At 41.0% G+C, this 21,378-nt stretch carries 23 protein-coding genes; 7 read left to right on the top strand and 16 right to left on the bottom strand.

Annotated elements, in window-relative coordinates; translation table 11 throughout:
- Position 1 precedes the first annotated feature (1 nt).
- From TW85_RS18400 to TW85_RS18385, 4 genes are all read left to right on the top strand, one after another.
- Positions 2–298, top strand: coding sequence for a hypothetical protein (locus tag TW85_RS18400; protein WP_046018586.1), 297 nt, complete (start codon positions 2–4; stop codon positions 296–298).
- A gap of 5 nt (positions 299–303) precedes the next feature.
- On the top strand, positions 304–678 hold the full coding sequence (locus TW85_RS18395; protein WP_046018585.1) for a hypothetical protein: 375 nt from the start codon (positions 304–306) through the stop codon (positions 676–678).
- 84 nt (positions 679–762) lie between these two features.
- The gene (panD, locus tag TW85_RS18390; RefSeq protein WP_046018584.1) at positions 763–1,143 is read left to right on the top strand and encodes an aspartate 1-decarboxylase; all 381 of its coding nucleotides are present in this window, start codon (positions 763–765) and stop codon (positions 1,141–1,143) included.
- Between the two features lie 78 nt (positions 1,144–1,221).
- Positions 1,222–1,854, top strand: coding sequence for an HD domain-containing protein (locus TW85_RS18385; protein ID WP_157196982.1), 633 nt, complete (start codon positions 1,222–1,224; stop codon positions 1,852–1,854).
- Positions 1,855–1,945: 91 nt separating this feature from the next.
- On the opposite strand, the gene tpx is transcribed toward TW85_RS18385, so the two are convergent.
- Both tpx and TW85_RS26600 read right to left on the bottom strand, forming a co-directional pair.
- Positions 1,946–2,440, bottom strand: a complete 495-nt coding sequence (gene tpx / locus TW85_RS18380; RefSeq protein ID WP_046018582.1) for a thiol peroxidase — start codon at positions 2,438–2,440, stop codon at positions 1,946–1,948.
- A 22-nt stretch (positions 2,441–2,462) separates the two neighbouring features.
- A complete protein-coding gene (locus TW85_RS26600) occupies positions 2,463–2,939 on the bottom strand; it encodes a cold shock domain-containing protein (RefSeq protein WP_046018581.1) in 477 nt (158 codons plus the stop codon).
- Between the two features lie 274 nt (positions 2,940–3,213).
- Here TW85_RS26600 and TW85_RS18370 point away from each other — a divergent pair, with 274 nt between their 5' ends.
- Positions 3,214–3,429, top strand: coding sequence for a SlyX family protein (locus tag TW85_RS18370; RefSeq protein ID WP_046018580.1), 216 nt, complete (start codon positions 3,214–3,216; stop codon positions 3,427–3,429).
- Positions 3,430–3,441: 12 nt separating this feature from the next.
- Here TW85_RS18370 and TW85_RS18365 read toward each other — a convergent pair whose 3' ends face one another.
- The 10 genes from TW85_RS18365 to cysM all read right to left on the bottom strand — a co-directional run bounded on the left by TW85_RS18365 (position 3,442) and on the right by cysM (position 15,327).
- Positions 3,442–4,236, bottom strand: coding sequence for a class I SAM-dependent methyltransferase (locus TW85_RS18365; protein ID WP_046018579.1), 795 nt, complete (start codon positions 4,234–4,236; stop codon positions 3,442–3,444).
- A 25-nt stretch (positions 4,237–4,261) separates the two neighbouring features.
- Positions 4,262–4,546, bottom strand: a complete 285-nt coding sequence (locus tag TW85_RS18360; protein WP_046018578.1) for a hypothetical protein — start codon at positions 4,544–4,546, stop codon at positions 4,262–4,264.
- Positions 4,547–4,579: 33 nt separating this feature from the next.
- A complete protein-coding gene (locus TW85_RS18355) occupies positions 4,580–5,383 on the bottom strand; it encodes an undecaprenyl-diphosphate phosphatase (protein ID WP_046018577.1) in 804 nt (267 codons plus the stop codon).
- 4 nt (positions 5,384–5,387) lie between these two features.
- Positions 5,388–6,095 carry a tRNA (adenosine(37)-N6)-threonylcarbamoyltransferase complex dimerization subunit type 1 TsaB gene (tsaB, locus tag TW85_RS18350; RefSeq protein ID WP_046018576.1) on the bottom strand — a complete coding sequence of 236 codons (708 nt, stop codon included), beginning with the start codon at positions 6,093–6,095 and terminating at the stop codon, positions 5,388–5,390.
- A gap of 5 nt (positions 6,096–6,100) precedes the next feature.
- Positions 6,101–6,757 (bottom strand): adenylate kinase, encoded by a 657-nt coding sequence (gene adk / locus TW85_RS18345; RefSeq protein ID WP_046018575.1) that lies wholly within the window; start codon positions 6,755–6,757, stop codon positions 6,101–6,103.
- A gap of 296 nt (positions 6,758–7,053) precedes the next feature.
- Positions 7,054–9,684, bottom strand: a complete 2,631-nt coding sequence (gene ppc / locus TW85_RS18340) for a phosphoenolpyruvate carboxylase (RefSeq protein ID WP_046018574.1) — start codon at positions 9,682–9,684, stop codon at positions 7,054–7,056.
- A 120-nt stretch (positions 9,685–9,804) separates the two neighbouring features.
- Positions 9,805–10,620, bottom strand: coding sequence for a nucleoside triphosphate pyrophosphohydrolase (mazG, locus tag TW85_RS18335; RefSeq protein ID WP_084616423.1), 816 nt, complete (start codon positions 10,618–10,620; stop codon positions 9,805–9,807).
- Entirely contained in the window at positions 10,617–12,860 is a 2,244-nt protein-coding gene (relA, locus tag TW85_RS18330) for a GTP diphosphokinase (protein WP_046018573.1), read from the bottom strand. Before relA ends, mazG begins: the two co-directional genes overlap by 4 nt.
- 15 nt (positions 12,861–12,875) lie before the next feature.
- Positions 12,876–14,201 carry a 23S rRNA (uracil(1939)-C(5))-methyltransferase RlmD gene (gene rlmD / locus TW85_RS18325; protein ID WP_052702290.1) on the bottom strand — a complete coding sequence of 442 codons (1,326 nt, stop codon included), beginning with the start codon at positions 14,199–14,201 and terminating at the stop codon, positions 12,876–12,878.
- Between the two features lie 229 nt (positions 14,202–14,430).
- A complete protein-coding gene (cysM, locus tag TW85_RS18320; protein WP_046018572.1) occupies positions 14,431–15,327 on the bottom strand; it encodes a cysteine synthase CysM in 897 nt (298 codons plus the stop codon).
- A 135-nt stretch (positions 15,328–15,462) separates the two neighbouring features.
- On the opposite strand from cysM, the gene TW85_RS18315 reads away from it, so the two are divergent.
- Positions 15,463–15,687, top strand: a complete 225-nt coding sequence (locus TW85_RS18315; RefSeq protein WP_046018571.1) for a hypothetical protein — start codon at positions 15,463–15,465, stop codon at positions 15,685–15,687.
- Positions 15,688–15,730: 43 nt separating this feature from the next.
- Positions 15,731–18,481 carry a response regulator gene (locus TW85_RS18310; protein ID WP_046018570.1) on the top strand — a complete coding sequence of 917 codons (2,751 nt, stop codon included), beginning with the start codon at positions 15,731–15,733 and terminating at the stop codon, positions 18,479–18,481.
- On the opposite strand, the gene acpS is transcribed toward TW85_RS18310, so the two are convergent.
- From acpS to rnc, 4 genes are read right to left on the bottom strand one after another with little or no spacing between them, the layout of a single operon-like run.
- Positions 18,462–18,845 carry a holo-ACP synthase gene (gene acpS / locus TW85_RS18305; protein ID WP_046018569.1) on the bottom strand — a complete coding sequence of 128 codons (384 nt, stop codon included), beginning with the start codon at positions 18,843–18,845 and terminating at the stop codon, positions 18,462–18,464. The genes TW85_RS18310 and acpS overlap by 20 nt on opposite strands.
- A gap of 42 nt (positions 18,846–18,887) precedes the next feature.
- Positions 18,888–19,652 (bottom strand): recombination protein O N-terminal domain-containing protein, encoded by a 765-nt coding sequence (locus tag TW85_RS18300; protein WP_046018568.1) that lies wholly within the window; start codon positions 19,650–19,652, stop codon positions 18,888–18,890.
- Between the two features lie 12 nt (positions 19,653–19,664).
- On the bottom strand, positions 19,665–20,699 hold the full coding sequence (gene era / locus TW85_RS18295; protein ID WP_238326254.1) for a GTPase Era: 1,035 nt from the start codon (positions 20,697–20,699) through the stop codon (positions 19,665–19,667).
- A complete protein-coding gene (rnc, locus tag TW85_RS18290; RefSeq protein WP_046018567.1) occupies positions 20,692–21,375 on the bottom strand; it encodes a ribonuclease III in 684 nt (227 codons plus the stop codon). Before rnc ends, era begins: the two co-directional genes overlap by 8 nt.
- Positions 21,376–21,378 lie beyond the last annotated feature (3 nt).

Here is a 21,378-nt window from a genome sequence, read left to right as displayed (position 1 = left end):
CATGAGCCAAAGAAAAGCCTTCCTCAAGTTTAGAAGGCAAGTTCATCAACTTGCCTTACGTTTAGGAAATAACCCTAAACTTGCTTTTGCACGCCTTTTACAAGGTATATTAGTGTTTTTATTCGGAGCCTTAATACTCATTATTTCCGATAGAGTACTAGCAAATTCACTTCAACAAGAGATGATAGCACTACTCGGTGTTATCATAGCGGGCATTGGCATAATCATGGCGCTTTTTGGCTACCTATCGATGAGCTTACTTCGCCTATACCATATGATTAATAACAAGGATCATTAAGCACAATGCAGCCAGATATTGAAATTTACCTGCTTTCTTGCAACAAGGACAAAATTATTGAGTGGTTGCAGACTCACTTTGAAATCATTGACCAAAAAGCCTTAAATAAAAACTTAACAAGTCTTAATGCTTCAATTAATGGTGCTGAGTTTGAAATTCAAATACTCGAAGAAGCTGCTGGAAAACGCTTCACTTCGGTTTGGTTGAATTCAGATAAAACACCTTGGAAAGATGATGTAGAATGCGCTAAAGCAGCTTACCAAGCTCTAAACTGCGAAATTAGATGTAATATTGGCAGTTGGAGCGAAGTGGAAGAACAAGATCCTGATCAATGGTGGCATATAAACCAATATGAAGAAGGCCCATTTATTTGGCGCTAATTTTTTATTAAAGCTAGGGCATGACCCCGCTTTTAACTAACGGCTACACAACTAGTCCGGTAAAGAAATATAGAGAGAAAAAACATGCAAATTACCCTGCTTAAAGGCAAACTTCACATGGCTTGCGTTACTCAAGCCGAACTCTGGTATGACGGTTCATGCGCTATCGATAGCGACCTTGTCAAACTAGCAGGTCTGCGTGAGTTTGAAAAAATTGATATCTATAACGTAAGCAATGGTGAGCGTTTCCATACTTATGTTATTTTAGCCGAAGCAGGCTCTGGCACTATCTCGATGAACGGTGCTGCCGCTCGCCGTGTGCAAGTTGGCGATAGAATCATTATTGCCGCTTATGCTGATATGGACGAGAAAGAAGCAGATGAGTTTGAACCTAAACTAGTCTATTTAAACGAAGATAACAGCGTTGAGCGCAGCACTAACACCATTCCGGTACAAGTTGCCTAACACGCAAATCTTTATAAAAAAACGTCAAGCGAGTTTTCGTTTGGCGTTTTTTTATAGCCTACACCTAAGGAGATAACCTTGCTTGCTCAATTTGAACCCGCCTTTGCCGCTTTCATTCAAGCAGAAATGCAAACTGACTTAGCCCATGATTATCAACACGTTTTAAGAGTCGTTAAAAATGCGTCTAAACTTTGTCAGCAAGAAGGTGCAATCGAAGCTGTCGTATTACCTGCCGCATGGCTACACGATTGTTTATCTCTACCTAAAGATCATCCGCAAAGAGCTCAAGCATCACAACTTGCAGCAGACAAAGCCATTAGCTTTCTAACCAGCATTCAATACCCAGCAGAACATTATCAAGCGATACACCATGCCATTTGCTGTCATAGCTATAGCGCTAACATCACACCAACCACACTAGAAGCAAAAATAGTACAGGACGCAGATAGACTCGATGCATTAGGCGCTATCGGCATAGCAAGATGCTTACAAGTTAGCAGTCAATTAAAGCGCCCACTTTATGCACCAGATGATCCATTCTGCAACACAAGAGAAGTCGATGATAAAACCTTCACTCTTGATCATTTTTATCAAAAGCTTTTAAAAATAAAAAATACAATGCACTGCCAATCCGCGAAAAAAGAAGCCGATAAACGCAGTGAATATATGCAAGGCTTTTTGGAACAACTACAGAGTGAGATCAACCACTAACAAATGATGAACCGATAGAGATCTGATCAAGTAAATTTCAAGCAAAAAAAAGCCAGCTCATTGGGCTGGCTTTTTTTTGCTTCAGATGAGCCTATAAAACAGCAAGTGCTGCATCATAGTTTGGCTCATCAGCTGTCTCAGCAACTTGTTCAGTATGGATTACTTCACCTTGTTCATTGATAACAACAAGCGCACGAGAAGTCAGACCCACTAAAGGCCCTGTCTTAAAATCGACGCCGTAATCATCACCAAAGCTTGAGCGGAAGCTAGATCCTGTATCAACATTATCAATCCCTTCTGCACCACAAAAACGAGCAGCAGCAAAAGGCAAATCAGCAGAAACACATAATACTGTCACATCTTTTAAAGACGCTGCCGCTTCATTAAATTTACGCACTGACGTTGCGCAAGTTGGCGTATCAATTGAAGGAAATATATTCAACACCAATTTCTGGCCTTGATAGTCAGCTAAAGTAACAACAGACAAGTCTGTTTTAACCAATTCAAAATCAGGCGCTTTTGACGATACTTCAGGCAATTGCCCAACAGTTTCAAATGGATTTCCCTTTAGAGTAACACTTGCCATAACACTATCCTTTAAAAATGAATTAACCGTTACGTAAAATAGATACGTTCTCAGCTTGCTTACCTTTTTCGCCTTCAGTCACATAAAAACGAACTTGTTGGCCTTCAATTAGGAAGCGGCGACCACGGCCACGGATAGCACGGTAATGAACAAAAACGTCCTCACCATTATTACGAGTTAAGAAACCAAAACCTTTTGAAGAGTTAAACCATTTAACAGTCCCTTCTTCACGGTCATCATCCTCTTCCTCTTCTTCTGACGAAGAATTAGTAGAGGCTTTAGACTCGCCACCCAAAACAGCACCTAGATAAGATGCAACAAAAACAAAAGCAAAATACACAAGGAAGTTAGTACCTAGATCTTCCTGTAAAACGGCAGCCATTAGCAATGGCATAACTAAAGCAATAATAATACTTGCTACAAAAGCACGTAATGAAAATACAGAAGGAGTGGCAGATGTCGTGCTGCTACTTACTTCATTATCTTGGTTGTCATTCATAAAATTTCTCTTTTAACAGTGAAATGAAAAACCCACTTTATCCGGCATTATCGAGGCCAGCATTGGTGGTAAAATAAAAAAATATAACTTGCTATACAAAGCACCCATGATTGCCATTTAGATTCCACGCATAACCCCCTATAATAGCGGGACTCGCTTTTGGTACAAAAATAGAAATGCTGCCTAAAAGAATCGACAATTTATTGTTAAAACTTTTATCAACACGGCAAACTCAAGAGCTTAACGTCATAAGATTAACATACAGATGGTACGAATGAACACTACAGAAATCAACGAGCGCATCAATGACTTAGAATTCAAAGTGCTGTATCAGGAAGATACGATAGAAAGCTTAAATCAGGTGGTTTCTCAGCAACAAAAAGATCTACTCATGTTACAAGAAAAAGTACAGCTTTTGGGGCGCCTGCTTGAGTCATACCGCAGCCAACAAGGCATAAACTCTGAGAACGAAATACCGCCACACTACTAGTCTTCAATAAAGTTAAAACGCATTATTTTCACTTGAATCAAGTGATTTTAAAACATAGATATCAAAGCGCCCAGATTTCCCATCCAGTTGATAGGTTGGCTTTTTCAAATCTAGGTAGGGAGCACCTTTCGGACGCTTAACAACAACACGGTACTTAGCCTTCTCCAAGGCTAAGGGCAAAAGCGCATCAGCATCCTCATCGTGACCAATAAGATCTCTAAAAAATGCCATTTCCTTTTTGGCTGCAGCAGATTTTTCCGTATGTGGATACATAGGATCTAAATAGACAACATCTACAGACTCGCCTACGTAATCAGCTAAAGTAGAAGGGGCAAGCCTCATACGTGCCATAATATCAGCAACCTCTTCATGATAACGGGCAGCATTCAAACCTGACTCAAGCAAAGCTCTAACAAAAGGAACACGTTCAAATAAGGTCACTTTACAGCCAAGTGTAGCCAACACAAATGCATCTCGCCCAAGCCCTGCCGTCGCATCAAATACACTAATATCTGCCCGCTTATTTAAACCCACAGCTTTAGCGATATCTTGCCCTTTACCTCCACCAAATTTACGCCTGTGTGCAACAGCACCACTCGTAAAATCAACTTTTACAGGAGCAGGAGCCCCTTTACCGGTTCTTGCAATTGAAACATGGTCAGAAACAAGTAAAAGATAATCATACTGATTAACAAATTTAAGCGGTGTTTTAACAGAGAAAAAATCAAGTTCAAGAGATTTAGCTAAGGTTTTAGCAGCCTCATTGTAAAAAGGCTCTAGCGCACTTACAGCAAGAGATTGAGTCATGAAGAGTTACAATATAAATAAAAGATTAAGCGAAAGTATCAACGCCAATAAGGTAGTTTTTCGGATTGTCTGCAGCCATAGATTGTGTAGCCTGATAGCTTGCTATCGCTTCCTGTACAGCTCTATCTAAACCTTCAACACGACTAAATTTGGCACCCTGACTCTGCTGGGCATGCTCAAAGCTAGACACTGGGCTTGCAGGTAATGAAAACTGAGGGGCGCTAACAGGTTCAGCAACAGCAGGTAACGTCGGCTTAACTTTAGAGCGACCTGCATCCGAAACAACTGGAAAACGCGTATTTATTTGCATAACAAGCGCGACCTCAAGATTATAAGAAAATGACTATCCAGCATATACCAAGGCAAGTAGTACGCCTCCCAATATTAGACGATATATTAAGAAGGGTGTAAAACCAATAGTATTTAGCCACTTCAAAAAGAAGTAAATACAAAAGTAAGCACTTAATGCGGATAAGATTACACCAGAAACAAGCGAGCCCCATTCTACATAAACATTCGTTGTTAACAGCTGAACCAACTTATAACCGCCAGCTAGCACAATTAAAGGAATAGAAAGTAAAAATGAGAAACGTGCAGACGATTCGCGGTTAAAGCCAAACGCCCTTGCTGCAGTCATAGTAATACCCGAACGTGATGTACCTGGAATCAAGGCAATCGCCTGAGCAATACCTATCATCAAACTAGTGCGCCAGGTTAGCTGGTATTCACTTTTTTCATTAGAACCAAACCTATCTGCTAACCAAAGTAAAATACCAAAACCTATAGTGGCATAAGCTATCACCTCAACAGATCTGAGATTCGCTTCAATAAAGTCATTAAAAACTAATCCAGCTAAACCAGCAGGTATAGTGCCTACAATTAAACACCAACCTAGCTTACTTTGTTCAGTTGAGCCTTTTCCCATCAAAGATGAAAACCAGTCCCCTACCACTTGAACAATATCGCGATAGAAATAAGTCACAACAGCGATCAAGGTGCCGACATGAACAGCGACATCAAAGGCTAAACCTTGATCAGGCCAATTAAGCACCTGTGCAGGTAAGATAAGATGAGCAGAGCTCGAAATAGGTAAAAATTCAGTTAGCCCTTGAATAAGGGCTAAGAAGAGTATTTGATACCAAAACATTAAACTATCGTTTCCCTACTTTAAGCGGCTGCTTTTCCCATGATATTTCATCTCTAAGATAAGTTGGAACAGCTTCGTGGGCTGCTACCGTCTCACCTTTTTGCCAAGCTATTTCAGCCAAGCGAACAATACAAGATGCCTTTGGCGCGGCGTCTTCTAAAATATGCTTAGCCTGACTAGGCAATAAATTGGATAGTGTTTCTTGATAGCACCAACCAGACCCAATACCTTGATAAGCCTTCTCAAAACCAGATAGTAGATCAGGTTTAATTACAGTTTCTTCAAAGCTGGTTTTCACAACAAGCGAACCACCACTCTCAGAAAACTCATAGCCACCAAGATACACTTCTCCCATACGAGCATCCAAGGCAGCTAACCAATGATTATCACCTGTTTGCTGAAACCCATCCAAAGCCAATGCGGCTAAGGTCGAAACAGGAATAACAGGTAAATCAGTGCCGTAAGCTAAACCTTGAACCACACCAGCAGCGATTCTTAATCCAGTAAATGAACCTGGACCTCTAGCAAATGCGATGGCATCAAGATCAGATAAACTCAATTGCGCTTGAGTTAGCATCTGATCGACCATGGGAAGAATTAATTCATTATGTTTACGTGGTGCGAGACGAAAATCATCCATCAGCACACCATCTACCAGCAATGCCACAGAGCATGCTGGTGTCGAAGTATCTAACGCTAAAATAGCAGTCATTTGTATTACGCTTTTAGGGCCGCCAATAAAGTTTGTTTGATCTCATTCAGATCACCCACACCATTTACTTTCACATATTCAGGCGCATTATCAGCCCCTGTTTTAGCCCAATCATTGTAGTAGTTAACTAATGGTGCTGTTTGATCATGGTAAACACCTAAGCGGTTACGCACAGTCTCTTCTGTATCATCAGCACGTTGAACCAAGTCTTCACCTGTTTCATCATCTTTACCTTCCACTTTAGGTGGATTGTAAACAGTGTGATAAACACGGCCAGAACCTGGGTGCACACGACGACCACTTAGACGCTGGATAATTTCTTCATCCGCAACATCAATTTCAACAACATAATCGATATCAACGCCAGCATCTTTTAATGCATCAGCCTGAGGAATTGTACGTGGGAAACCGTCAAACAAAGCGCCATTATTACAATCAGCAGCAGTTAGACGCTCTTTTACAAGGCCAATAATAATATCGTCAGATACCAAAGCCCCAGCATCGATAACAGCCTTAGCTTTAAGACCTAGTTCTGTACCTTCTTTAATGGCTGCGCGCAGCATATCACCAGTAGAAATTTGAGGAATAGAAAAAGCTTCAGTAATAAATTGCGCTTGCGTACCCTTACCTGCGCCTGGAGCGCCCAATAGAATAACTCGCATAACAATCTCCTATATATAATTTTAAAAAATAAAAACTGGTCTGACTTTTGTCGGTCTTACAGGCAGAGCATCACCTAGCTCAAATTGATACCTAGCCATTTACAAGTCATAAAAAATAAAACGGTCGCCAAGGATACCCAAGCAAGCATTGAATATGCAAATTAACTGGCAAATATTCGTTATTAGGATCTGAATTGATCGCTTTTAAACAATTTTTTGGCAATTTTACCTGACTATACCTTGCTGAGAGTGAAAAACCTGTCCAAGGTTTCCACTCTTGAAGGCTAAGACTTCATTTAACCCGTATTCTGCATGCCACTTGCGATACCCGCCATGGTTATCATAAGCGCTTTACTCACTTTTTTGTTATCAGACGTTTGTCTACTACGGTAGAGCAATTCTGCTTGCAGGTAATGTAACGGATCTATGTAAGGGTTACGAACATCAATTGACTGACGTATGGTTTGATTATCTTCTATCAAACGCTCTTGTTCTTTTAGCTCAATAATCAGTGAACTTACTTTTTGCAGCTTATTACGCAATAAACGTCCTAATGGCTTTAGCTCTTCAGGCACAAGACGTTTTTCATAATATTCAGCGATTTCAGGCTCTGCCTTAGCAAGTACCATATCTAACATATCAAGATAAGCGGAGAAGAAAGGCCACTCTTCTCGCATCTGTCTTAATTTCTCTAAGTGTCCCGAATCAACCGCTTGCTGCAACGCACTTTCAGCACCCAACCAAGCAGGCAACATCAAGCGTATTTGCATCCAAGCAAAAATCCAAGGAATGGCACGTAAACTTTCGACGCCACCATCACTTTTACGACGAGCAGGTCGAGAACCTAATGGCAACTCTGCCAATTCCTGCTCTGGTGTAATAGCTCTAAAGTAAGGCACAAAGTCTTCATGACCTCGAACTATGCTACGGTATTGATTCATGCCTATCTCAGCCATTTCATCCATAACAGCGCGCCATTCTTCTTTTGGTGCCTCTGCAGGCATCAATGTCGCTTCCAACACAGCAGAGCAATAAAGTTCTAAAGATCGTACCGCGATATCTGGAATACCAAATTTAAAACGAATCATCTCACCTTGCTCTGTCACTCGAATAGAGCCATTCACAGAACCTGGAGGTTGAGACAAAATAGCAACATGCGCAGGACCACCACCACGACCGACTGTACCACCACGACCATGGAACAAAGTCAGGCGTACACCATGCTTATGACACAAATCTGTTAGCGCTTCTTGAGCTCGATACTGCCCCCAAGTTGCTGCAATTTGTCCTGCATCTTTCGCAGAATCAGAGTAACCAATCATGACTTCTTGCTGGCCATCAATATAAGCCTTATACCAAGGCATAGAGAAAAGTTGCTCAATCGTTGGCTGGGCATTATCAAGGTCTGCGAGTGTTTCAAATAAAGGCACGATACGCATTTTCTGTACAACGCCACTCTCTTGCAATAAAAGAGCAACGGCCAAAACATCAGAAGGCGCGCTAGCCATAGAGATCACATAAGAGCCAAATGAACTGGCATCACCATCCGCTATCATGGCAAAAGTATCTAAGATTTCTTTAACTTCAGATGTTGTCACCCAATCACGGGGCAACAATGGGCGCTTAGAATTTAATTCAGTTAACAAAAATGCTTGGCGTGATGCTTCATCCCATTCAGCATAATCACCAACACCATAAAAACGAGTAATCGCAGATAGTGCATCAATATGACGCGATGCATCTTGTCTTACATCCAGTTTAACTAGACTCAAACCAAAAGTGGCTGCACAACGAATCAAGTCTAGCAGGCGACCATTAGCAATTACCTTCATGCCACAATCAATCAAAGATTGGTGGCAAAGCACCAGATCATCATGTAATTGTTTACTATCTAAAAGAATATTTTCACGACTCGCAGGTTCTCCTTTAATACAAGCTTGAGCCCAGTCGCGAGTTGCGATCATTTTATTTTCAAGGTTTCGTAGAATTTCGCGATAAGGCTGAGTGCTTTCGCCAACTCTATCTCTTAAAGCCTGATTACATTCAGACATAGAGAACTCAGAACGCAGGACATTTAAATCTTTTATATAAAGATCTGCCGCCATCCAGCGAGCCAGTAAACTCACTTCTTTCGTCACCTTAGCTGTCACATTAGGATTACCGTCTCTATCACCGCCCATCCAAGTCGCAAACTTAACAGGCGCCAAATCCATAGGCATTAAAGCCCCATCTAAGTGACGGCTAAATTGTTGCTCTAATTGACGATAAAAGCGTGGAATTGCTTGCCACAAAGATTGCTCAATAACAGCAAAGCCCCATTTAGCTTCATCAACTGGCGTCGGTCTTTGATCACGGATTTCATCCGTATGCCAAGCCTGCGTAATAATCTCACTTAAGCGACGTACATGAATATCTTCTTCAAGCGGAAGAATATTATCTTTATCAAGCGCTTCAAGTTCAGAGGAAATGTTGTCATATTTTTGAATAAGGGAACGACGCACTACTTCTGTTGGGTGTGCGGTTAAAACAAGCTCTATGGACTGCTCTTTCAAGGTTGAAAGAATACTTTCCTGACTGTGACCATTATCATGCAGTCTAGCAAGCAAGTCACCAACTGGGTTTTGGTATACACCTAAGCTCTCATTTGTGCGACGTCTATGCACCCTATGATATTGCTCAGCAATATTTGATAGATTAAGGAATTGGTTAAAAGCACGAGCAACAGGTACTATCTCATCATCGTTCAACGCCTCAAGCGCTGCAATCAAAGGGGCTGAATCGCCTGCCTGTCGACCTTCTTTAGATAGTCTGCGAATATCTTCAACTTGATTAAGTAAGTCTTCCCCTAAATGATTAATCATGGTTTCCCCAAGACAATCACCTAAAAGTCTCACATTTTCGCGTAACGAAGCCTGTCGATCACTCACTTAATAATCTCCCATCCATCTATGTTGCGTACATAGCATTAAAAATTTGCTTGAATTGAATGTATCTGCAACAAAATATTCATCTTGATCAATGCTGTTTTTCGATCAATTTATTGGCTTTTATAAGCCTTCTGATTTGGCCTGATCCCAGTATTTATCGAGCTCAGCTAAGCCACAATCATCTAATTTTTTGCCTTGTTCTTGCAGCAAGCTTTCAATTCTAGCAAATCGACGACAAAATTTCTGGTTTGTTAAGCTAACAGCTTGTTCTGGATCTTGTTTAACATGTCTAGCAAGGTTTGCCATGACAAACAACAAGTCCCCAAGCTCTTCTTGAATATGACCATTATCGCGCTCTTCAATGGCTTCTTCTAGCTCATCCAGTTCTTCTCGAATTTTTGCAAAAACAGGCTTAACATCTGGCCAATCAAAACCAACTTTAGCTGCTTTTTTTTGCAGTTTTACTGCCCTTTGCATAGGAGGCATCTTTGCGGGGATAGAGTCAAGCAGACCCGTTTTCGTATCCTGCGGTTTTAACGCTTTTTCTTGCTGTTTGATCACTTGCCATTGTTCAGCAATTTCAGCATCCGTTAAACTACTTTGAGTGCCAAAACTTGAAAGTTGGCCATCAGGAAAGACATGAGGATGTCGACGTAACATTTTACTGGTAATGCCAGCGACAACATCATCAAAGTTAAAGGCTTCTTTCTCATTTGCTATCTGAGCATGGAAAACAACCTGAAATAACAAATCACCCAACTCTTCTTTTAAATGAGCCAAGTCTTTTGACTCTATCGCATCAACAACCTCATAGGCCTCTTCTGTTAAATAAGGGACAAGGCTGTCATGGGTTTGCTTTAAGTCCCAAGGGCAACCCTTTTCAGGAGCCCTAAGGTTTGCCATTAAGGTTAATAAATCATCTAGTGTATGACTCACTTCTCTCGCTCACGATAAACGTTCAAAACATTAGGTAGCTGATTAATACGATGCAATAACTTACTTAATATATCTAGCTCACCTACTTCAATCGTAAAACGAATCAAGGCGGTATTACTTTCTTTCGTTGAGATCGTATTCATGGATAGAAGATTCACCTTTTCATTAGCGAGAAGGTTAGTAATGTCCCTAAGCAGGCCAGTTCTATCATAAGCTTCGATCTGAATGTTGACAGGATAGAGGTTACCAGACTCTTCGCCCCAGCTCACTTCAACCACACGCTCCGGCTCATCAACTTGTAACTGCACCATGTTAATACAATCTTGGCGATGAACGGATACACCTCTACCTTGCGTAATAAAGCCTAAAATCTCATCACCCGGAATCGGCGTACAGCATTTCGCCATACTAGTGAGCAGCTTACCTACACCACGAATATGAACATCACTTTGATCCGCATCATGCTGACTTTTACGCAAACGTGGTGGGTGCTCTTTATCACCATCCAAACCATAAACATCTTCAATACGACGAAGAATACGCGCTATCTGGATATCACCTGCGCCTATACCAACATAAAACTCTTCTTTGCTAGCGTACTTGCACTTTTCAGCTATGAGTTGTAAATCGATATTGGCTTCATCTATCCCAAGACGCTTAAAGTTTTGTTCTATGATCTGACGACCAGCTTGAATATTTTTATCTTTATCCTGTTTTTTAAACCAGTTTTGGATATTTGCTCTAGCTCGGTTTGTTTTCACATACCCTAAACTATTGTGTAGCCAATCACGGCTCGGACCACCTTCTTTCGTGGTTAATATCTCGACTTTGTCACCGGTTTTAAGTGGTGTGACCAAAGAAATAATACGGCCATTTACCTTGGCACCTCGGCAACGGTGGCCTATTTCCGTGTGTACACGATAAGCAAAATCTACCGCGGTAGAGTTTGTCGGTAAATCCACCACATGGCCATCTGGTGTAAAGAGATAAATCCTATCTTGTTCGATATCACTTCGAACTTGCTCAGACAGAGATTCAAGATCCCCTTGAACCTCATGAAAATCTAAGATGGTTCTTAACCAAGAAAGCTTTTCTTCGTACGAGCTACTATTCGAACTTAAATCTGTACCTTTATATTTCCAGTGGGCGCACACACCAAGTTCAGCATCTTCATGCATTTTATGAGTACGAATTTGAATCTCGACAGCACGCCCATTCGGCCCAATAACCGCCGTATGCAATGACTGGTAACCGTTAGATTTTGGGTTACTGATATAATCATCAAACTCATGGGGAATCGGCTTCCAGAGAGTGTGAACTGTGCCTAATACACCATAACAATCCATGGTTTTATCAACCAAAATACGCACGGCACGAACATCATAAACTTCATCAAAACCAATATTTTTACGCTTCATTTTGCGCCAAATACTATAGATGTGCTTTGCTCGTCCCATTAAATCCGCATGGATATTAATTTTTTGTAATTCCACATCTAAAGTGGAGATCACTTCATCTATATATTCTTGACGAGCAATACGCTTTTCATCTAGCCAGGTTGCAACGCGCTTATACTCGGTTGGATATAGGTAACGGAAAGATAAGTCTTCCAACTCCCATTTGATATAACCTATGCCTAGTCTGTGTGCTAAAGGGGCATAAACACTTTGCACTTCCAAAGCCACAGCCTCACGCCTTGCACCATCTTGATGTTTTGCTTCCTTAATTGCACATGCTCTTTCTGCTAGCTTCACCAACACAACACGCACATCATCAATGATAGACACCAGCATTTTTCGTAAAGATTCAAGCTGATTATCACTATTACCTAGCACTTCAGCCTTTGTATCTGCGGAAAGGTTTTTTGATACCTCTCCCATGCGAATTACCCCTTCAATAATAGAGGCAACTTTACGACCAAACATGTCAGCCACTTTTTCTATGGCCAACTGATCTTCACGTACAGCTCGATACATGGCTGCTGCAAGTAAAGAGTCTTGATCTGCTCGAAAACCGGAAAGGATTTCGACCATTTCTAAACCCGCTTTAAAAGTACTTGCTTGAGGCCCCCAATAGGAGTCTTTACCCATTGCAACTTCCGCTTGACGTGATAATTCACATGCCATCCGTAATGGGACACGTGCTGAAACATCAATATTGTCGCCTAACTGCGCCATCCACAGATCAATATCCACAGACCCATCGGCTTGGGTTGGATGATCCTTACGCACTGTTACCATGTGTTCACCTTTTGCTTAGTGCTTCTTTTGTAACAACATCATGGTTTCAACATGAGCCGTCTGAGGAAACATTTCCATCATACTCACACGCTTCACTTTATAACCATGCTCTACAAGAAATTCTGCATCCCGTGCCAACGTTGCCGCGTCACAAGACACGTATAAAATAGTGTCTATTTTGAGTTTGAGTAAACTTGGTAAAAACTCAAATGCACCCGCTCTTGGCGGATCTAACAAAGCCTTTGTAAAGCCTTTTTTCAATTCACTGTGAGTCACTTTTTGAGTCAAGTCTGCACCAATAAAGGTCACATTCTCTAGCCCATTCAAACTCGCATTGCGCTCGCCATTTAGCACCATTTGCGGCTGAACTTCCACCCCAACAACCTTTGCTGCAATTTTAGCCATTGGCAAGGAGAAGTTTCCTGCCCCGCAAAATAAGTCCAAAACTTTATCTTGATCATTAAGATCTAACCACTGCAAAGCTTGGGCCACCATCTTATCATTCATAGGTTTATTCACCTGAATGAAGTCTTGTGGGTGGTAATGAATAGATAAACCTTCCAAGGTATATTGGCGTAATGATTCTTCATCACACTTAACTTTATCTAGGGACGGCGCTTGCAAATACAAGTCCCATCCATAAGAGCCTGCTCTTTCAGTCCACAAAGCCAGATCATTTACGCTTAAGTCAGCAGTTAATCGTAATAAAACAGAACAGCCTAAGTCATCTTCAAGTAGCTCAATATGACCAATAGCACTCGGCTTTTCACTTTGTGCAAGAATCTGCCTTAAGCTAGGCATAATCGCCTGCAACTTTTCAGTCATCACAACACAGGTATCAAGGTTAACTATATCGGCAGAGGCTTTACCCCTAAACCCCATATTAACGCTACCATCTTTATTGGTTTTAACCGCCAGTCTGGCACGACGGCGATAAGCGAGAGGAGCATCAGTCAACTGCTCCATTTCACCCGTAAAATTAAGCTTACGAAGCTGCCCAGTTAACCATACTTGTTTTGCCACAACTTGCTGAGGGTAAGACAAATGCATAAAGCTGCAGCCACCACACTGATCAAAGTACAGGCATGTAGGCATTACCCTGTCTTCTGATGCTTGCTGAATTCGAGTCAATTTGGCTTCGTCATAACGACGATTAGATTTAAAAACTCGAGCGCTGACTTCTTCTCCAGGTAGTGCACCTGCAATGAAGGTAACCTTACCGTCAGACTTAGCAATACCTCTAGCATCATGAGTAAGACGATCTATGTGAAAAACGAGTTCAGGTCCCAGTTTAGCGGGGGAAGCGCTAGGTCTTCTTTGTTGACGAGTACGATGCTTCAAAAATTGGGCTCATTTGTATTTATTAACAACGGCGGCAATTTTACCCAAAAGCCAAGCTATCAGCTAGCTAACTTAGTGGAGATAAAGAGAAGAATTTATAAAATATCAGAGGTTTCAAGGCAGTAAGCCAAAGTGATGAAACCATTTGTTATATTTTAGGGTAGAAAAACAATTTAACTTGCTCTCCACCCCAAAATAATTAATGTCTCATAACCTAGGCGCCTAAATCTTATACCGGATTAAACACACCTGTAGATAAGTAACGATCACCACGATCACAGATGATGACCACTATCGTTGCGTTATTTACTTGCTCAGACAACTTAAGAGCGGCAGAAACAGCACCACCAGAAGAAACACCGCAGAAGACACCTTCTTTAGTTGCCAGATCACGCATCACATTTTCTGCGTCAATTTGCGCAACATCAATAATTCTATCCACACGAGTTTCGTCAAAAATACTTGGTAAGTACTCCTTAGGCCATCGTCTGATCCCAGGAATACTGGAACCTTCTTGTGGTTGTAAACCAATAATTTCAACAGCATCACTTTGAGACTTAAGGTATTTAGAAACTCCCATAATAGTGCCTGTAGTGCCCATCGCGCTGACAAAGTGGGTAATCTCACCTTGAGTCTGCTGCCAAATTTCAGGTCCTGTTGAACTTACATGAGCATCAGGGTTATCAGGGTTAGCAAATTGGTTTAATAGTTTACCTTGCCCTTTCTCTTGCATAGAGATGGCAAGATCCCTAGCCCCTTCCATACCTTCTTCTTTAGTAACAAGGTGAAGTACAGCCCCATAAGCAGACATAGCAGACTTGCGCTCTTCGCTCATATTATCAGGCATTACGAGATGCATCTGATAACCCTTGATTGCCGCAACCATAGCCAAAGCAATACCAGTATTACCACTGGTCGCTTCTATCAAACTATCGCCAGGCTTAATATCTCCCCTTAGCTCGGCTTGAGCTATCATATTGAGAGCAGGCCTATCTTTTACAGAACCCGCTGGATTTTGACCTTCTAGCTTAAGTAGGACCTGATTCGTACTATTAGGATTTATCCTTTGAAGCTTGACCAAAGGGGTTTGACCTATTAAAGACTCGATAGTTGGATAGTTATTCATAAAAACTTCATTGACATTAATTACGTAGAACGTGAAACTTACTTTAATTCTATGATTTTATAAATCACTTATTTACACTATTGCAAGACAAAAGCGTTATATCGTTAGCGCGAAATAAAACCGGAGAAGCATCACATGCGCGAGAAGCTCAAGTTTGGACTACTCATTTCAACCCTAACCCTAGCGGGTTGTGACATGTTTGGCGGCCCTGCTGCAGACATCCCTGATGATGAATTACGTACTAAATGGCGTGAGTGTAAAACAATCAGTAATCCATCACGTACCAAGGTAATGGCATGTGAAAACTACACACGCGAATGTGATCGTCGTAAGAGAAACGGAAATTTCGCCTGCTACTAACCATTTGTTAAACCTAGCAGGTTTATAAGGTATATGACTGGCAATGAATTCAAATTTTTCTTTAAGAGTTAAAACTTTTTTTGCGATTTTTTTGCCAGTTTCCTTCCTAAGTTTGGTTATTTCACTGATTTTCATCTATGAAAGAAAAGTAGATTACCAACAACAAAACCAAAGCCAAATCGAATTTATCGCACAGCAATTTGCCATTGCCTACGAAAATGCGGCTCCTCACATAGATAATAATTTCTTACAGAAACAACTTAAAGCCAGTATTTTAAGTCCTAATATTATCTCTGCTAGAGTCTATAACGCGCAAAAAAAACTCGTTAATGAAATAGGTAATAAGAGTACATTTACCGACCCTGAGGCGCTTTTTACCAACCAAGCAGAACAGAAGTTTTCTCAATATTCCGCACTTTCTATCACCCCCTTGTTAAGCCTTAAAACCTCATTAGAAAGTGAAGGTTTGGGACCAATTGAAAGTAATGACAAAACGCTCACTGGCTGGCTAGTCCTTGAATCCAATACGGCGGATTTCACTCTTAAAAAGTACCGATTATTCAGCTTTATGGCGATAACTCTCATTGCCTTCACCACTCTTTTTGCATTAATCGCTATAAAAATCGCCAATAAGATAGCCAACCCAGTCAACAATCTTAATCGTGTGGTTGAAAAAATCAGCCAAGGCCAGTTCAACGCCATCAAACAACTCAAACTGCCGAGAGACTATTTAGCGACAACCAAGGGTCTTGCAGAAATTAATGAGCGTCTAGAAAACAGCCAAGAAGAAATGCTAAAAAGCATAGAACAAGCAACAGAAGACATGCGCCGCAATATGGATAGCATGGAAGAGAAAAGTGCGCAGTTACATATTGCTAACCGGGAAACGAGCGAGTCAAACCGTTTAAAAACACAGTTTTTGGCTAACATGAGCCACGAGGTAAGAACCCCGCTTAACGCAATATTAGGCTATACCCAGCTATTACAGAAAGACAAACTCGATAATCAGCAGCGCCTCTATATTAATACCATAGAACAATCGACTAACAGCCTACTTGCCATCATTGGCGACATTCTCGACTTCTCTAAAATTGAAGCTGGGAAGCTGAGCCTTGAGCACTCAGAAGTGAATATTCGTGAACTCATTGATGATGTCTACCAAATACTCAGTGCCAACCTCTTAACACATAAAAAATCGGTAGATTTGATTCCAGAAGTCGCAAAAGAGGTTCCCGAATGGCTGATAGGCGACGCCATTCGAATTCGTCAAATTCTAACCAACTTAATTGGTAATGCCATCAAGTTTACTCACAATGGTTTTGTCCGCACTAAGGTAACCCTTGAGCAACAAAGAAACGGCCAACCCACCCTTTTAGTTCAAGTGATAGACAGTGGCATAGGTATTCCCGAAAACAAGCTAAACAGTCTCTTTAAAGCCTTCTCTCAGGTAAACACATCAACCACAAGACAATTTGGTGGTACAGGCTTAGGTTTAGTCATCACTAAAAAACTAGTAGAACAGATGGGTGGTGAAATAGAAGTAAATAGTGAATCTGGTGTTGGTTCTAACTTCCGTTTCCGCATTAACCTGCAAAACTCAAATCGTGAAGACCAGCCACAAGAAGCCATCCATAAGAACATACTTATCTTTGAGCCTTCCAAGGGCTACCGTCATTACTTAGAAAGCTACCTAACTAGCATTCAGATTAACCCTATTTTCTGTACCACTCTAGAACACCTGATTCGTCGTTTAAATTCACGTCAAGATGAGGAAGAAATCGATGCAGTGTTGTTAAGTGTGAGCGGTGAAGATAAAGATATAGCTCAAAGCTATGAGTTGGCTGTTTATGCGAGTGAAAGCTGTAAAATACCTTGCATTTTAATGACTCAGTTACCGGGAAAAATCAACCAACACCCAGAGCTACAAAGACTTGCTTGCGATGTGTTACTCAAACCCATTAGCCATAAACAACTTTATAAGAGTCTTACATCACTTGACCAGCAACCTCTAGAGGAAACGATTAACAGCACACCAAATATAATTCCATTTAATGGTCTTAAAGTATTGGCTGTTGATGACAACCAAATCAACCTGCAACTTGTTAGCCACTGGCTCACTCCAAACAATATCGAAGTCAGCCTAGCTCACTCAGGTCAAGCAGCACTCGATTTATGCGCGAGGGAAAATTTCGACCTTATTCTTATGGATATTCAAATGCCTGAAATGGATGGCATGGAAACCACTAAACGTCTGCGTGAACATAAGAATACAACCCTAACACCTATCATTGCCCTAACTGCACACGCGCTCAATTCAGAGAAACAAGAAATCTTAAATTCAGGCATGAATGCCTATCTCACTAAGCCTGTAAACGAAAGCAAGCTGATAGAAGTTATTCAAGAATGGTGCTTCAGCCAACCCTCTGAAATAGAATCGGATAGAAGCTTAGAAGGTATTTTCGACTTGGAGAAATCACTTTCTATTGTGAACGATCAAGTCCCTATTGCTAGAGATATGTTTAACATGCTGGCTGACTCGCTTGAGTCCGAGAAGAAGCTAATCAACCATCACTTTAAACAAGAAGAACTAAAGAAATTAATCCAAGTCGTACATAGACTACACGGTGCATCTAAATACTGTGGCACCCCTAGCTTAACCAAGCATGCTGGTTTCTTAGAAAGCCATTTAAAAGAGCTAGGTTTAGAGGAAGTGGAAGAAGTATTACTCGACTTTATTCACGCGATTGATCAAGTACTTGAGGTAAGAAACCTCATCAAATGGCCTCAAGAATAACAAAGGCTTGAGCATAGTCTTTTTCATCACTAATACTTAAATGCCATTTAACCGGTTGATCCATCATCTGATTACCGTGAGGCTTTACATTAACAATTGGCTTTCCCATCTCATCATTACTGACTTCAATATGCTGAAAACTTAGGCCTCTACCAATACCAGTACCTAAGGCTTTTGCAACCGCTTCTTTAGCAGCAAAACGTTTTGCGACATAAGCCGCGGCAACCTCTTCATTATTAATACTATGGTATTTATCCATTTCACTCTGAGTAAGTAAACGCTTTAAAAAGCGCTCACCAATTCGCGTGACAGAATCACGGATTCTACCTATTTCAACGATATCGGTACCAATTCCAAGAATCATAAACTATTTATTCCAATACTATTTCTATCACTAACTAAAAAACTACTGAGTTTTATCGGAGCGAAAAACAGGCACTGTATAATGACGCTCACCATGAAACTGATAGTCAGGTAACAAACGCCTAGCCACCACTTCTTTTCCTTCTAGCAAATGATCTAACCAAATTCTATGTAAGGTTTTGGCTAACCTAACAACATCCGCTTTACCCCATAAACCTTCTGAGTAATCTAATGCCATCTGCCCACTAATAAATAAATCAGGTAGCTGTTTTGGTTTATCACCATAATAAGGTCGCAAACCAAACCTTACATCAAAGCGATACATTGCATTTGGGTCTAATACATTCCCCGTTGCCGTCATAGCCAAGTTAATACTGCTTCCTATCTCTTCAAACAAAGCGTGTTCAAAACGTCGCAACAAGGGTGCTACGGGTGCATTAGAATGTAAACTAAGAATCAGCCACTGGTAGAGCTCAAAAAAGACAGATAAAGGTAAATTTGCAGGTAAAAGCTTGAGCAAGATCTCATGCACATACATGCCAGCAAAAAGACGAAGCCCCTCTAAATTTGAGGCAGGCTCTGAAGACTCAAGCACATATACCGTCTTTAGCTCAGTTCGACCTTTTAGCAAGACCTGATAACGCAAAAAAGGCCCGGGAATAACCCGAGCCTCTTTTTTTGGCAGTCGAAAAACTGCCCTTACCAAACCTGATTCAAGTGTTAACAAATCCAACAGGATTTTATTATCCTGAAAAGGCCTAGTATGTATTACATAAGCCGAAATTAGCGCATCTTTGTTATCTTGCATAACAAGACCTAATTATTGGTCCTGATAACCAAGACTTGCTAGCGCACGCTCATCATCAGACCAACCTGCTCTGACTTTAATCCACAAATTAAGCATCACTTTAGCTTGGAACATGCTCTCCATATCAACACGAGCTTCCTTACCAATTAGCTTAATTTTTTCACCCTTGTCACCAATAATAATGCGCTTTTGTCCGTTACGCTCAACTAAGATCAAAGCACTAATATGTAAGGTTTCACCTTCATAGCTAAACTCTTCAATCTGAACAGCCACTTCATAAGGCACTTCCTGCCCTAATTGACGGGTAATTTTCTCACGCACAATCTCAGAGGCTAAAAAGCGAGAACTACGGTCAGTAATCTGATCTTCAGGATAGAATTGTCCGCCTTCTGGCATCATACCTTCTACTAATCGCTCTAATCTATCTAGGTTTTTACCCCTAAGAGCAGAGATAGGAACAATTTGAGCAAAGTTCATCAACTCAGATAACTTAGCCAAAGTAGGTAGCAAGTTATCTTTTTCTTCTAGCTTATCAACCTTATTTACAACCAATACAACAGGGCAACGAGCAAGCTTAACCTTCTCTAATACAGACTGGTCTTCTTGAGTCCAACGCTCAGCATCAATCACAAATAAAATAGCATCAACATCAGCTAATGCAGACGACGCCGTTTTATTCATGAAACGGTTAATCGCTTTAGCTTCACCTAAATGCATACCAGGCGTATCGACATAAATAGTTTGCACATGCCCCTGGCTTTTTACACCCAAAATTTGCTGGCGGGTAGTCTGAGGCTTACGTGATGTAATACTCAGTTTTTGACCTAATACATGGTTCAACAAGGTCGATTTACCCACATTAGGTCGACCCACAATCGCCACATAACCACAGTGAGTGATATCTAACTCTGGCTCGTCATAGTCCTCTGTGGACTCTCCAGCAGCCATTTGGCTAAAGTCAAAGTTATCTAGATCAATACCACCATCATCTTCAATAGCAGGATTCTCAATATTATCCTGATTTTCTGGTAAATCGTCTTTAGGCATTTTCTTGCTCCAACATAGCTAAGGCTTGTGTTGCTGCTTTTTGCTCTGCAATTCGACGACTGTTTCCTTTACCTTCAATCGGATCAGCAAATAACTCTATTACACAATGTACATAAAAGGTTTGATCATGGGGCTCACCCAAAACCTCAATCACTTCGTACTGAGGTAAAGCATGCTTGCGTGCTTGTAAATATTCTTGCAAACGGGTTTTCGCATCCTTAGTAACAACTTTTAAAGAAGTGGCATTCAAACGTGACTCATACCAGCTCAAAATACGCTCGCTGCAAGAGTCCATACCTGCATCTAAAAATATAGCACCGATAATACCTTCAACCGCATCTTCTAAAATAGAATCACGACGAAAGCCACCACTTTTTAATTCACCGGCACCTAGTTTAAGGTAATCACCCAATTTAAATTCACGGGCAATTTCAGCCAGAGTTTCACCTTTAACTAAAGAAGCACGTAAGCGACTCAGCTCACCTTCTTTTGCTTTAGGAAAACGATGAAATAAGTCTTCGGCAATGACATAGTTCAAAATGGAGTCACCTAGAAACTCTAGCCTTTCATTATTTTTACCACCAAAACTACGGTGAGTAAGCGCCAGCTCTAGTAACCCTAGGTCAGCAAAAAAGTAACCCAACTGCCGACACAATTTTTGATAAGAGGAACTCAAAAT

This window comes from Marinomonas sp. S3726 (assembly GCF_000967665.1).
Classification (GTDB): domain Bacteria; phylum Pseudomonadota; class Gammaproteobacteria; order Pseudomonadales; family Marinomonadaceae; genus Marinomonas.
The sequence above is the reverse complement of the archived record's forward strand: the minus strand, read 5'-3'. Positions and strand labels throughout refer to the sequence as shown.